This window comes from Pseudomonas sp. (genome assembly GCF_049590575.1).
Classification (GTDB): Bacteria; Pseudomonadota; Gammaproteobacteria; order Pseudomonadales; family Pseudomonadaceae; genus Aquipseudomonas.
In genome coordinates, this window is record NZ_JBAWDE010000266.1 from 40,818 (window position 1) to 54,260 (window position 13,443).

Consider the following 13,443-nt stretch of genomic DNA (forward strand, 5'->3'; position numbering starts at 1 on the left):
TTGTAAACGGCACCGGCCGTGGGGGACGTATCGGTCAACGCCCAGATTCGATTGTGGCAACCATCATGCAACTGCATAACGGGTACTAGAGTGAGCAATAAAGCCGGGGTGACGTGTTTCGAATTGTTCTTTCCGCAGCGGGAGGGCTGAGCACCAATCGCTTGGTGTTATTTTGCAAAGGTTTGGCCCTCACCACTGGGCTCAACTCGTACTAGTCTTCATTCCCGAGCACTGCCTCACCGTGCTCGAAACAGATGTCACGCTGCAGCGAGACGACACGCTGAATACCCCGGCTCAAGGTAGAGGCGACAGCGGCAATCATGGAGATTAGGGCATGGAAATACGATTGGGCGTACTGGAAAAGGGGCTGGCGGAGATGAAAGAGAAACTGATCACCGTTTCGAACAAGGCAGACGCTATGGAGAGGCACTTCGCGTCCAAGTCGGACCTCGCAACCACTGAACTGAATCTCATCAAATGGTACGTAGCCACCGCGTTCGCAATGACCGGCCTGGCCTGCGCCATCACCTTCGGGCTGACCCGTTTGTTCGCGACCTGAAGATAAACAGGCGGGTCAACTGACCTGCCCGCCGGCTTCCGCTAAATCCGCTGAGGTTTGCCACGCCGTCTCAACAGCTACCCGCAATCCTTTAACCATCTTGTCCAACGCCATCGAAGGCTGCCCCGAGACAACCACCTGTTCCGGCAGGAATGGCACGTGGATGAAACCACTGCGCACGGCCGTCGCAGCGAGTGCATGCTGCAACAGGTAAAAAACCTGGTTACACACAAAGGTACCCGCCGTCTGCGAGACCGATGCCGCAAGCCCGGCCTCACGCACCGCCTTGACCATCGCCTTGATCGGGAGCGTCGTGAAGTACGCCGCCGGACCGTCGATTACAACGGCCGTATCGATAGGCTGCTCACCCAGGTTATCGGGGATGCGTGCGTCGTTCACATTGATCGCCACGCGCTCCATGCAAATATCGCTGCGCCCCGGCCCCAGGCCTGTGGCGATCACCATCGCCGGATGCAGTTTGTCGATCAATCGGGTCAGGCACTGCCCCGCCGTAGAAAATGCGCAGGGCAACAAGCGCGCAACAATCTGTACATCGGCGCCCAGCTGGAAGCCGTCCAACCGATGCACCGCCTCCCAGGATGGATTGATCGGGTCTTGATCAAAGGGTTCGAAACCCGTCAGCAATACGGTTCGCATCTTGGCCTCACATCAGCAGGTAAAGCAGGACTATATTCACCACCAGCATCATCAACGCCGTCGGCAGCTGGGCCTTGATCACCGCGTTTTTATCCGGTAATTCCAGCAGCGCTGCCGGCACGATATTGAAGTTGGCCGCCATCGGTGTCATCAGCGTACCGCAGTAACCGGAGAACATGCCGATCGCAGCCATCACGGCGGGGTTGCCGCCATAGATCCCCACCAGCACCGGCACGCCGACCCCGCCGGTCATCACCGGAAATGCCGCAAAACCGTTACCCATGATCACCGTGAACAGCGCCATGCCCAACACATAGACCATCACCGCTACCAGCTTGAAATCCATGTTGATGTAGGTGGTGGTGACGTGGGCAACGGCCGTGCCGACGCCGGCCTCGTTGAACAGCAAGCCAAGCATTGCCAGCATCTGCGGCAGCACCATCGCCCAGCCCAGGGCTTCGGTCAGGCGTCGCGATTCGCGCAAGGCCTGCACCGGGGTGTCACGGGTCAGCCAACACGCCAGGCCCAGGGCGATCAGGCAGCCGATGCCGAGGGATACGAAGGTGGTGTTTTTCGGATCCAGCAACGGCACGCCGCCGATCTCGGTGTGCTTGAGCAGTACCGAACCGATCACCGTTGTCAGGGGAATGGCCAGCGCCGGGATAAACAGTTTGTGCCCCAAACGACCGGCGCTCGCACGGGAAGCCTTGTCATGCAGTTCGGCATGTGTGCCACGGCCGACACCACCCAGGCCTGCGATCAACGCCATCACGACCACGCCGGCACCAATGGCCACCGAAGGCAGCCGCTCCCCCACCAGGAACGGGATCGCGAACAGCAGCCAGAACAAGGCGCTGGACCAGCGCTTGGGGTGGGTGCGATCGAGCAGAATCATGCCTGCGGTGATCAGCAGCAGCACCCCGGCCAGCCAGTACAGGTATTGAATGGAAATGATCATTGCGCAGCCTCCCCCGGGGTGGCGACTGGCGTCATTTCGCGGGTCAGCCTTCGGTCAAACCTGTGCAGGCGCATGGCGTGGATGATAAACGCGCAGATCGCCGTAGGAATGCCCCACACCGCGATGTGCAGCGGTTCCACATCAATCCCCGAGCCCAGCAGGAAGGTGTGCATCAGCGCGATCGCACCAAAGGCGACAAAGATATCCTCACCAAAAAACAGACCGACGTTGTCCGTCGCGGCGCACATGGCCAGCACCTTGTGGCGTACTTTGTCCGGCAGTTTGCCGTAGCGTTTTTCCGCCGCGCCTTCGGCCATGGGTGCCAGCAGCGGGCGCACCATCTGCGGGTGCCCGCCCAGGCTGGTCAACCCCATGGCGGCGGTGGATTCGCGTACAAACAGGTAAATGATCAACAGGCGCCCGACCGTGGCGCGCTCGAACCGCGCAATCCAGTTCTGCGCATGCAGGCGCAAACCATGGCGCTCCAGCAGGCCGATGACCGCCAGGGGCAACAACAGAATCAATTGCAGGGCACGAGTCTGCAGGAAGCCATCACCCATGGTGGCGAGGATTTTTTCCAGCGGGAAATGGGCCGCGAGCCCGGTGGCGATAGCGGCGGCGGTCACCACCAACAGCGGATTGAAGCGCAAGACAAAGCCGACCACGATCACAAGTACGCCGATCAACGGCCATAAGTTCACAACAGTTTGCATGACGGAGAGGTCCTTAAGTGCGCGCTGCGGCGCCATTACAGCAGGATGTGAACAAAGGGTTCACAGCAGGAAGTGGCGTGCAATCGGCTCGGTTTTTTATTGTTGACCCGGAAGGTCGAGCGTCAGTGGCGGCAACTTTGCTGCCTGGGGGCGGGAGGTGTCCAACAAGAAAAATTGTTGCTGGAAATCAATAAAGTTTGTGGGCGTTTTGAGAGGCACGGTCAACCGTATGCAAAAGGACTTCGACCATTTGCAGAGCATGGCGCCCCACCGTTTATCCAGTGCGGTAGTGGGGCCCAGCGCGTTATACCAAGCGTTTTTCGAAGAAATGTCGCTGATGGCCTGGTGGGTAATCGGCGATATGCCCGAGCTCACTGAAGCCCAGCTTTCGATAAAATCCAGGCGCCTGGAAGCTGAACGTGTCCAGCCAAATCCCTACGCAGCCCTTCTGCCGCGCCAACGCTTCCGCCGCCTGCATCAGGCGTGTGCCGGTGCCTTGGGTACGGATCGAGTCCGGGATGCTCAGTAACTCAATGAACATCCACCCGTAGGAAATCTTTCCGTATAAACCACCTACTACCTCTTGGGTCGTGGGATCGCGCAATAAAATCCCGACGGTTTCGAACGGCATTTCGCCTGTATGGCTGAGGTTATAGGCCCTCAGTGGCTTGAGGATCGCCTCGCGCTCCTGTTCCGAAACATTGAACGACACTTCCATTTCCATCACGACTTTCATCTCCTGCACGGCATCGAAAGTAACCGAGTATGACTTTATACATGCAAAAAGGGCCAACCTCGCGGTTGACCGTCCTGCCACACACCTGCGGGTCTCAAAGCTGCTTGGAAGTCTCGCGCGACACTTCCTGAAGATTCGCCTCGGTGATTTTCTTCCAATCTTTTTCTACCACCAGTTGCATGCTCTGGTTTTGAGCGCTGACCACATCAAAAGTCTTCGCCCCCAGTGTTTCGATACGCAGTAGGGATTTGCTGCTGACATCAACCGAGAGGAACCCCGGGGTAAACCACGACCAGAATTCGACGATATGCACCTTGACCATGGTGGCATCCGCAGCACCCGGCTCGGTCACGACTTCATAGCCGGCTTGTTGGTAGGCCGAGGCGACTGACTCATTGACCAATTGCGAAAGGGTGCGACCGGACGGCAACAACACATCGCCAAGTGCCATGCCGTAACCATTACGTTTGCGAGCGATAGCACGCTCGGTAATGGATTTATCGTTGACTTCGTTATTTTTCAGCGAAGGCGTGGCCGGGTTACGAGGACTTATCTGGAAGACCCGCTCATCCACCGTGCTGATCAGCACCTTTTTGCCATTGTTTGCCGCAGGCTGCACGTTACCCGGTGGTACAAAGTTGACATCAACCTCCGACCGACTGGTGACGCAACCCGCCAGCAACATCAACGCCGCAATCCCTACCGCTAACCGAACACTCATACCCACCACTCCCTATCGCCAGCTTGGCTTGACCGGATATCGGCCGGAAGCGATTGTACAGCGGTGATGGCATTTAGACATCTCCGATAATTTGATCCGAAACCGCGCCTCGGCACGTGTGCGTTTCAGCCTGAACCGGTATCGTCAACGGCCAGCAACCTTTACAAACAAGGGGCAGCACCGGTGACCTCTCCCGCCACACCCTCCGCCGAGACCGGCCTCAGCCTGCAAACACGTCTGATCGCCCTGGTGGTCGCCGTGACCTTCTTCATGGAGAACCTCGACGCCACGGTCATTGCCACCGCGCTGCCGACCATGGCGACGGCCTTCGGGGTCACCCCAGTCGACATGAACATCGGCATCACCGCCTATATCCTCGCCGTGGCGATCTTCATACCGCTGTCCAGCTGGGTCGCTGATCGTTTTGGTGCGCGCCGCGTTTTTGCCGGCGCGATTATCGTGTTCACCCTCGCCTCGCTGCTCTGCGGGCTGAGCCAAAGTATTGAAATGTTCGTGGTCGCCCGGGTCCTGCAGGGCATTGGTGGCGCGCTGATGGTGCCCGTGGGGCGCCTGGCCGTGCTGCGCAATACGGACAAGAAAGACTTGGTGAAAATGATCGCGATCATTACCTGGCCCGGCCTGGTCGCGCCGATTCTCGGGCCATTGGCCGGCGGGCTGATCGTCACTCATGCATCGTGGCCCTGGATCTTTTACGTGAACCTGCCGCTCGGCGCATTGGCCCTGGTTGCCGCACTCTGGCTGGTGCCGGAAGGCCGCGAAGCGAGCGTGCGCAGATTTGACGCAAAGGGTTTTGTATTGCTCGCGGGTGCCTGCGTGGCCTTGCTGGGCGGGCTGGAATGGCTGGGCAGCCAGACGGGCGAAATGCTGATCCCAGGGTTGGCACTGGTCGCAGCGGGCGTGGTGCTGGCGGTATGGGCCGTGCGCCATTGTCGGCGCGACGCCGAGTCGTTACTGCCGCTGGGGACCCTGTCGATCGACACCTTCCGTGTGAGCATCTACGGTGGTTCGCTGTTTCGATTGGCCATCAGTGCCTTGCCATTCTTGCTGCCGCTGCTGTTTCAGGTGGCTTTTGGGTTATCGCCGGTCGATGCAGGCATGCTGGTGCTTGCGGTATTTGCCGGCAACCTGGCGATGAAACCCTTCACCACCGCGATCATGCAGCGCTACGGGTTTCGCCAGGTGTTGCTGGTCAATGGCGCGATCGGCGTAGTGTCAATCGCGGCGTGTGCATTTTTCACCGCACACACGCCGTTCGCGGTGATTGCCGCGGTGTTGTTTGTGGGCGGGTTGTCACGCTCGATGCAGTTCACCTGCTACAACTCGATCGGCTTCGCGGACGTGCCCAAACCGCGCATGAGCGAAGCGTCAGCACTGTTCAGCATGGCGTTCCAGTTGGCCATGGGGATGGGCGTAACAGTTGCCGCGCTGTTGTTGCGCGCATCCATGACGCTGCAAGGGCATGAGACCCAGGCACAGGTGGGGGATTTTCGGGTGGCGTTTGTCGGCGTGGCGTTGCTGGGGGTGTTGGCGCTGGTGGACGTGTACCGGTTGCCGGCCCAGGCGGGTGAAAGTGTGCTGAAGCGCGGCTGAGCACTTCAACACACATGCCGAGTGCTCAAGCGGTGGTGCTGACCATCGAGCCCGTGCCGCTGTTGCCTTCATCCGTCACGGCCTTCAGCAATGCCGAAGTGACTGTCTGCAAAGCCGCCGAGGTGTTCGCGATCTGCGATTGAGCCGCCGCTACAGCGACTGCCTTGGCGTCGGGATCCTGAGTGCTGGCCTGGGCTTTCTGCAACGCTTGTTGCTGCTGCTGAAGCAGTTGTTGCAACTGCTCGATCTGCTTTTTCAGCTGCTTGACCGTCTCCGACTCCTGCTTGGCCGGCGCAGCCTCACCGCCGCCCACGCCACCCGCACCGTTAGGGTCGGCTTTCATATTGACCGTCAAGCCTGTTGCGCCGCTGGTGTTTTGGGCGGTTGTGGAGTCAACCGGGGCAGCAGCGGTTTGCGTGCTGGATACCGGGGAGGGATTGCTAATGTTGATAAGCATGCCAAATGTCCGACGACGAGAGAGTACTGACTGCATCGGCGTGGCAGCTGGATACTTTAGTGCGCCGCCCGCAGTAAATCGCAGACAACAAAAAAGGGCCCACCTTTCGGTGAGCCCTTCTAGACCGCCCAGCAGAGCGGATTTTGTTTGGTAGGCGCGATTGGACTCGAACCAACGACCCCCACCATGTCAAGGTGGTGCTCTAACCAACTGAGCTACGTGCCTGCTGTGAGGCGGCATTCTACGGAATTCCGAAGGTGTGTCAACATCTTTTTTGCAGCTAACCCTATGAATATGCGAATTTTTTATTTGGGACGGGCGCACCCGCGATTTCCGGGTGGCTGGCAGGCAATTTTCAACTCAGGTAGGATCGGCGCACTCGTAAAAAATATAAAACAGAGGTTCCAGGATGGCGAACACCCCCTACCCCCAGTCGTACTACGCCGCTTCCGCGAACACAGTTTCACCGCGCCCGAAGCTGCAAGGTGAGGTCGAAACCGATGTGTGCGTGATTGGCGCCGGCTATACTGGCCTTTCCAGTGCGCTGTTTCTGCTGGAGAACGGTTTTCGCGTAACGGTGCTGGAAGCCGCCAAAGTGGGCTTTGGTGCGTCTGGCCGAAATGGCGGGCAGATCGTCAACAGCTATAGCCGCGACATCGACGTGATCGAGCGCAGCGTTGGCGCCCAGCAGGCCCAATTGCTGGGGCAAATGGCGTTTGAGGGCGGTCGGATCATTCGCGAGCGGGTTGCCAAGTATCAGATCCAGTGCGACCTGAAGGATGGCGGCGTATTCGCAGCGCTCAACAGCAAGCACATGGGGCACTTGGAATCACAGAAGCGCCTGTGGGAACGCTACGGCCATACGCAACTGGAGCTGCTGGACGAGCGCCGTATCCGTGAAGTGGTGGCGTGTGACAACTATGTCGGCGGCCTGCTGGACATGAGTGGCGGGCACATCCACCCGCTCAACCTGGCGCTGGGCGAAGCGGCCGCGGTGGAGTCCCTGGGCGGCACGATCTACGAGCAGTCCGCTGCGGTGCGCATCGAGCGCGGCGCCAACCCGGTGGTACACACCGCCGAGGGCAACGTCAGGGCCAAGTTCATCATCGTGGCAGGCAATGCCTACCTGGGGAACCTGGTACCGGAACTGGCGGCCAAATCGATGCCCTGCGGCACCCAGGTCATCACCACAGCGCCACTGGGCGACGAACTGGCCGAGACATTGCTACCACAGGATTACTGCGTCGAGGACTGCAATTACCTGCTCGACTACTACCGCCTCACCAGCGACAAACGCCTGATCTTCGGCGGCGGCGTGGTGTACGGCGCACGCGACCCGGCCAACATCGAAGCGATCATCCGACCGAAGATGCTCAAGGCCTTCCCGCAGCTCAAGGATGTGAAAATCGACTATGCCTGGACCGGCAATTTCCTGCTGACCCTGTCGCGCCTGCCGCAGGTGGGCCGCCTGGGCGATAACATCTATTACTCCCAGGGCTGCAGCGGCCATGGCGTGACGTACACCCATTTGGCCGGCAAGGTCCTGGCGGAAGCCCTTCGAGGCCAGGCAGAGCGTTTTGATGCGTTTGCCGACCTGCCGCACTACCCTTTCCCGGGCGGGCAACTGCTACGCACACCGTTTGCCGCGCTGGGCGCGTGGTACTACGGGCTGCGCGACAAGCTGGGGTTCTGACTCAAACAGCGGGGCCGGTTCGCCGGCCTGCATCAATACCCAAATCGCAGACACAAAAAACCCCGGTCTTTCGACCAGGGTTTTTGCTATCGGATCAAAGCAGCCAGTGGCTTCTTTGTGCTTCAAGGCGTTCAGTGGGCCTTGAGGCAGATATGGCGCAGCGGACGGGACTCGAACCCGCGACCCCCGGCGTGACAGGCCGGTATTCTAACCGACTGAACTACCGCTGCGTATCGCTTGACCGGCTGTGCGTAAACACTCAACCGTCTTTAAAACGTCGGATCAAGCAGCCTTGGCTGTTCAATCTCAAGCCTGACGGATCAGACCTGGAAAATATGGCGCAGCGGACGGGACTCGAACCCGCGACCCCCGGCGTGACAGGCCGGTATTCTAACCGACTGAACTACCGCTGCGCGTCGGTGCAACCTTTAACGTTGCGTCTTGCCCGAAGGCAAAACTCTCAAGAAGTGGTGGGTGATGACGGGATCGAACCGCCGACCCTCTGCTTGTAAGGCAGATGCTCTCCCAGCTGAGCTAATCACCCTTTGCTTCGTTGAGGCCGCGAAATTTACGCAGGTAGCGGACCTAAGTCAATAGCCCGCTTGAAGTTTTTCTGAAAAAGACAAAATCACTTCAAGACGCCCGCCTGCCCTACTCGCTGTAAATCATCTTCTTGCTCATGCCGCCGTCCACCACAAACTCTTGCCCGGTGACGAAGCCAGCCTGGCGTGACAACAGCCATGCCACCATTGCCGCCACATCCTCCACGGTACCGACCCTGCCCGCCGGATGCTGGGCATGATCGGCATCGGTCAGAGGCTCGGCACGCCGTGCTGCGGGGTCACGCGCATCGATCCAGCCCGGGCTGACGGCATTCACCCGCACTTCCGGGCCAAGACTGATCGCCAACGCGTGGGTCAGGGCCAACAGACCGCCCTTGCTCGCCGCATAGGCTTCGGTATCGGGCTCCGATTGACCGGCTCGGGTCGATGCCAGATTGACGATGGCACCGCCATGGGCGCGCAGGTAGGGCGCACAGTGTTTGGCCAACAACATCGGCCCGCTGAGGTTGACCGCCAGCACGCGATTCCAGTAAGCCAGGTCGAGGCTTTCCAGGGTGATATTGCGCGGGTCGGCCACCGCTGCGTTGCACACCAACGCGTCCAGGCGCCCGAATTGCCCCAACACCTCGGCGACGCCCTGGGCGACTTGCTTCTCATCCGCCACGTCCATGGTGATAAACCAGGCGTTCTCACCCAGCACCTTGGACACCTTGGAACCGCGCTCGCGGTCCAGGTCGGTCAATACCACCTGCCAGCCTTCACTGATCAGCCACGCGGCAATCCCGAGGCCAATGCCCCGCGCCGCGCCCGTCACCAACGCGACACGCCCGTTAGTGGCGGCCGCTGCTTCCATGGACCACTCGATCACAAGGCAGCCAGCCCGCGAGCCAGGTCCGCTTGCAAATCGGCTACATCTTCCAGGCCCACGGCGATGCGGATCAGGCTGTCACGGATACCCGCGGCTTCACGCTCCTGGGGCGCCAGGCGACCGTGGGACGTGGTGCTCGGATGGGTAATGGTGGTCTTGCTGTCACCCAGGTTGGCGGTGATCGAAATCAGGCGCGTCGCGTCGATAAAGCGCCAGGCGCCCTCTTTGCCACCTTTCACTTCAAAGCTCACCACGGCACCAAAGCCACGTTGCTGGCGCTGGGCCAACGCGTGCTGCGGGTGGCTCTTGAGGCCGGCGTAATGCACCTTCTCGATACCGTCCTGTTGCTCCAGCCACTCGGCCAGCGCCTGGGCATTGGCACAATGGGCCTTCATGCGCAGGCTGAGGGTTTCCAGGCCTTTGAGGAAAATCCACGCGTTGAACGGGCTAAGGGTCGGGCCGGCGGTACGCAGGAAGCCCACCACTTCCTTCATCTGCTCGCTGCGGCCAGCCACCACGCCGCCCATGCAACGGCCCTGGCCGTCGATGAACTTGGTCGCCGAATGCACCACGATGTCAGCGCCCAGCTTCAGCGGCTGCTGCAACGCAGGGGTGCAGAAGCAGTTGTCGACGATCAGCATTGCGCCCTTGGCGTGCGCCACTTCGGACAACGCAGTGATATCCACCAGTTCGGCCAGCGGGTTGGACGGCGACTCGACGAACAGCAACTTGGTGTTGGCCTTGATCGCCGCGCCCCAGCCGGACAGGTCCGCCAGCGGTACGTAGTCGACTTCGATACCAAAGCGCTTGAAATACTTTTCGAACAGGCTGATGGTCGAACCGAACACGCTGCGCGACACCAGCACGTGGTCGCCGGCGCTGCACAGGCTCATCACCACCGCCAGGATCGCCGCCATGCCGGTTGCCGTGGCCACCGCCTGCTCAGCGCCTTCCAGGGCCGCGATGCGCTCTTCGAACGCACGCACGGTCGGGTTGGTATAGCGCGAATAGACGTTGCCCGGCACTTCACCGGCAAAGCGCGCAGCCGCATCGGCGGCGGTGCGGAACACGTAGCTGGAAGTGAAGAACATCGGATCACCGTGTTCACCTTCCGGCGTGCGGTGCTGGCCGGCGCGCACAGCCAGGGTATCGAAAGCTACGCCATCGAGGTCGCTGTCCAGCCGACCGGCATCCCATTCCTGACTCATGCTGCGACTCCTTACTCTCAAAATTCTTTGTTTAAGATACAAAACCGGCCCCTCAGGGCCGGTGTTTACTCAGTTGTTGTACAGATCGATGATCGCGCTGACCGCCTGGGTCTTGATCTTCGAGGAGTCGTTACGCGCCTGCTCGATCTTGTTCAGGTAGGTCTCATCGACATCACCGGTCACGTACTTGCCGTCGAACACGGCGCAGTCGAACTCGGCGATCTTGATTTTGCCACCGCCGACCGCTTCGATCAGGTCCGGCAGGTCCTGGTAGATCAGCCAGTCGGCGCCGATCAGGTCGGCCACGTCCTGGGTCGAACGGTTGTGGGCGATCAGCTCGTGGGCGCTCGGCATATCGATACCGTAGACGTTCGGGTAACGCACGGCAGGCGCGGCGGAACAGAAGTAGACGTTTTTTGCGCCGGCTTCACGGGCCATCTGGATGATCTGCTTGCAGGTGGTGCCGCGCACGATGGAGTCATCCACCAGCATCACGTTCTTGCCGCGAAATTCCAGCTCGATGGCGTTGAGCTTCTGGCGTACCGATTTCTTGCGCGCCGCCTGGCCGGGCATGATGAAAGTACGGCCAATGTAGCGGTTCTTGACGAAGCCTTCGCGGAACTTGACGCCCAAGTGGTTGGCCAGTTCCAGCGCAGCGGTACGGCTGGTATCCGGGATCGGGATCACCACGTCGATATCGTGCTCAGGGCGCTCGCGCAGGATCTTGTCAGCGAGTTTCTCGCCCATGCGCAGGCGCGCCTTGTACACCGAAACACCGTCGATGATCGAATCCGGACGCGCCAGGTAGACGTGTTCGAAGATGCACGGGGTAAGTTTCGGCGCCACTGCGCACTGGCGGGTGTGCAGCTTGCCATCTTCAGTGATGTACACCGCTTCGCCCGGCGCGAGGTCGCGGATCAGGGTGAAACCCAGCACATCCAGGGACACGCTTTCGGAGGCGATCATGTACTCGACGCCTTCGTCGGTGTGACGCTGGCCGAACACGATTGGGCGGATGCCGTGCGGGTCACGGAAACCAACAATACCGTAACCGGTGATCATCGCCACCACCGCATAGCCACCGACGCAACGGTTGTGCACGTCAGTCACGGCAGCGAACACATCTTCTTCGGTCGGCTGCAGCTTGCCGCGCTGGGCCAGCTCGTGAGCGAACACGTTGAGCAGCACTTCCGAGTCGGAGTTGGTGTTGACGTGGCGCAGGTCAGATTCGTAAATCTCCTTGGCCAGTTGTTCAACGTTGGTCAGGTTACCGTTGTGCGCCAGGGTGATGCCATACGGCGAGTTGACGTAGAACGGCTGAGCTTCGGCCGAGGTCGAGCTACCGGCAGTCGGGTAACGCACATGGCCAATGCCCATGTGCCCGACGAGGCGCTGCATGTGACGCTGATGGAACACGTCACGCACCAGGCCATTGTCCTTGCGCAGGAATAACCGGCCGTCGTGGCTGGTCACAATACCGGCAGCGTCCTGGCCGCGGTGCTGGAGGACGGTTAGCGCGTCATACAGCGCCTGATTCACGTTCGACTTACCGACGATACCGACGATGCCACACATGCGACGCAACCCCTACTTAATGAATCTTGACTGAACACAACTTACTGAGGCGTTTTGGCCGGCAAGAGGTGTTCCTTGAACGGAAGATCAGCGGGTACGCTGATTCCGCTGGCCAGCCACTGACTGCTCCACCCCAAGATGAGGTTCTTGGACCAATCTGCAACCAATAGAAATTTTGGCACGAGTACCGACTCCTGCCACCACGAATCCTGCTGTACTGGCCCCAGGCTCAATAGCCCGACCGCCACGACCACCAGCAATGCGCCACGCGCGGCGCCGAAGGCCATGCCGAGAAATCGATCGGTCCCGGAGAGGCCGGTGACGCGTATCAACTCGCCAATAAGATAATTGACCATTGCCCCCACCAGCAGCGTGGCGATGAACATGATGGCGCAGCCCGCGATGACGCGAGCCGAAGGTGTCTCGATGTATCCGGCCAGGTAAACCGACAATGAACCGCCGAACATCCAGGCTACGACTCCTGCGATGATCCAGGTCAGCAACGACAGTGCTTCTTTTACGAAGCCGCGGCTTAGACTGATCAAAGCGGAGATGGCGACGATTGCAACGATCGCCCAATCAACCCAGGTAAATGGCACGTTTCAGCCTACGGACAGATAAGGCGGCGCATTTTAGCAGAGCGTCGGGCTGTCGGTAAGCGGTGATTACAGGTGCTTTGCAAATCAATAGTTTGGGGCGAACGAATCCGATCTCAACCCTACCCCCAAAACGAATGTGGGAGCGGGCTTGCCCGCGAATGCAGTGGGTCAGCAACAGATTAAGTCAACTGATCCACCATATTCGCGGGCAAGCCCGCTCCCACATCAAACCGCAGCACCCACCGAGGTCTGCAGTGTTTAGCCGCGCTCAGGCTGGAAACGCGTCACGAAGCCCTTGAGGTTCTGCTGGCGGTCCAGCAAGTCGCGCAGGCGGTCGGCCTCCGCGCGCTCGATCAGCGGCCCGATAAACACCCGATTCTTGCCGTCGGCGCTGCGGATATAGGCGTTATAACCTTGGCTACGGAGCTTTTTCTGCAGGGCGTCGGCGCCTTCGCGATTGCCCAGGCTGGCGACCTGAATCGACCAACTGATCGGCAAACCATTGGGGTCGATGCGGCTTTGACC

At 60.0% G+C, this 13,443-nt stretch carries 14 protein-coding genes and 4 tRNA genes; 3 read left to right on the forward strand and 15 right to left on the reverse strand.

The window, feature by feature from the left end; translation table 11 throughout:
* The first annotated feature begins 334 nt into the window (after positions 1-334).
* A complete protein-coding gene (locus tag WBR57_RS18450; protein ID WP_424085355.1) occupies positions 335-559 on the forward strand; it encodes a hypothetical protein in 225 nt (74 codons plus the stop codon).
* A 15-nt stretch (positions 560-574) separates the two neighbouring features.
* Here the strand turns inward: WBR57_RS18450 and pcp are convergent, their stop codons facing one another.
* The 5 genes from pcp to WBR57_RS18475 form a co-directional block, all read right to left on the reverse strand.
* Positions 575-1,216, reverse strand: a complete 642-nt coding sequence (gene pcp / locus WBR57_RS18455) for a pyroglutamyl-peptidase I (protein WP_424085357.1) — start codon at positions 1,214-1,216, stop codon at positions 575-577.
* A gap of 7 nt (positions 1,217-1,223) precedes the next feature.
* On the reverse strand, positions 1,224-2,174 hold the full coding sequence (locus WBR57_RS18460) for a DUF979 domain-containing protein (protein ID WP_122539367.1): 951 nt from the start codon (positions 2,172-2,174) through the stop codon (positions 1,224-1,226).
* The gene (locus tag WBR57_RS18465; RefSeq protein ID WP_424085359.1) at positions 2,171-2,887 is read right to left on the reverse strand and encodes a DUF969 domain-containing protein; all 717 of its coding nucleotides are present in this window, start codon (positions 2,885-2,887) and stop codon (positions 2,171-2,173) included. The genes WBR57_RS18460 and WBR57_RS18465 overlap by 4 nt, the downstream gene beginning before the upstream one ends.
* Before the next feature lie 304 nt (positions 2,888-3,191).
* On the reverse strand, positions 3,192-3,605 hold the full coding sequence (locus WBR57_RS18470) for a GNAT family N-acetyltransferase (RefSeq protein WP_424085381.1): 414 nt from the start codon (positions 3,603-3,605) through the stop codon (positions 3,192-3,194).
* 112 nt (positions 3,606-3,717) lie between these two features.
* Positions 3,718-4,344: a flagellar biosynthesis protein gene (locus WBR57_RS18475; protein ID WP_424085361.1), complete on the reverse strand. Its 627-nt coding sequence runs from the start codon at positions 4,342-4,344 to the stop codon at positions 3,718-3,720.
* Between the two features lie 183 nt (positions 4,345-4,527).
* On the opposite strand from WBR57_RS18475, the gene WBR57_RS18480 reads away from it, so the two are divergent.
* A complete protein-coding gene (locus WBR57_RS18480) occupies positions 4,528-5,955 on the forward strand; it encodes an MFS transporter (protein ID WP_424085363.1) in 1,428 nt (475 codons plus the stop codon).
* Positions 5,956-5,980: 25 nt separating this feature from the next.
* Here WBR57_RS18480 and WBR57_RS18485 read toward each other — a convergent pair whose 3' ends face one another.
* On the reverse strand, positions 5,981-6,412 hold the full coding sequence (locus WBR57_RS18485) for a hypothetical protein (protein ID WP_424085365.1): 432 nt from the start codon (positions 6,410-6,412) through the stop codon (positions 5,981-5,983).
* 148 nt (positions 6,413-6,560) lie between these two features.
* Positions 6,561-6,637, reverse strand: a tRNA-Val gene (locus WBR57_RS18490).
* Between the two features lie 184 nt (positions 6,638-6,821).
* Between WBR57_RS18490 and WBR57_RS18495 the strand changes: the two genes are divergently transcribed.
* On the forward strand, positions 6,822-8,105 hold the full coding sequence (locus WBR57_RS18495) for an NAD(P)/FAD-dependent oxidoreductase (RefSeq protein ID WP_424085367.1): 1,284 nt from the start codon (positions 6,822-6,824) through the stop codon (positions 8,103-8,105).
* Between the two features lie 153 nt (positions 8,106-8,258).
* On the opposite strand, the gene WBR57_RS18500 is transcribed toward WBR57_RS18495, so the two are convergent.
* The 8 genes from WBR57_RS18500 to WBR57_RS18535 form a co-directional block, all read right to left on the reverse strand.
* Positions 8,259-8,335, reverse strand: a tRNA-Asp gene (locus WBR57_RS18500).
* A 106-nt stretch (positions 8,336-8,441) separates the two neighbouring features.
* Positions 8,442-8,518, reverse strand: a tRNA-Asp gene (locus WBR57_RS18505).
* A 55-nt stretch (positions 8,519-8,573) separates the two neighbouring features.
* A tRNA-Val gene (locus WBR57_RS18510) sits at positions 8,574-8,649 on the reverse strand.
* Positions 8,650-8,756: 107 nt separating this feature from the next.
* Entirely contained in the window at positions 8,757-9,521 is a 765-nt protein-coding gene (locus tag WBR57_RS18515) for an SDR family oxidoreductase (protein WP_424085368.1), read from the reverse strand.
* Positions 9,522-9,532: 11 nt separating this feature from the next.
* Positions 9,533-10,744 carry an O-succinylhomoserine sulfhydrylase gene (locus tag WBR57_RS18520; protein WP_424085370.1) on the reverse strand — a complete coding sequence of 404 codons (1,212 nt, stop codon included), beginning with the start codon at positions 10,742-10,744 and terminating at the stop codon, positions 9,533-9,535.
* A 69-nt stretch (positions 10,745-10,813) separates the two neighbouring features.
* Positions 10,814-12,319: an amidophosphoribosyltransferase gene (purF, locus tag WBR57_RS18525; RefSeq protein WP_424085372.1), complete on the reverse strand. Its 1,506-nt coding sequence runs from the start codon at positions 12,317-12,319 to the stop codon at positions 10,814-10,816.
* Between the two features lie 41 nt (positions 12,320-12,360).
* On the reverse strand, positions 12,361-12,918 hold the full coding sequence (locus WBR57_RS18530; RefSeq protein ID WP_003192538.1) for a CvpA family protein: 558 nt from the start codon (positions 12,916-12,918) through the stop codon (positions 12,361-12,363).
* 258 nt (positions 12,919-13,176) lie between these two features.
* On the reverse strand, positions 13,177-13,443 hold a 267-nt coding region (locus WBR57_RS18535), incomplete at its 5' end, for an SPOR domain-containing protein (protein ID WP_424085375.1).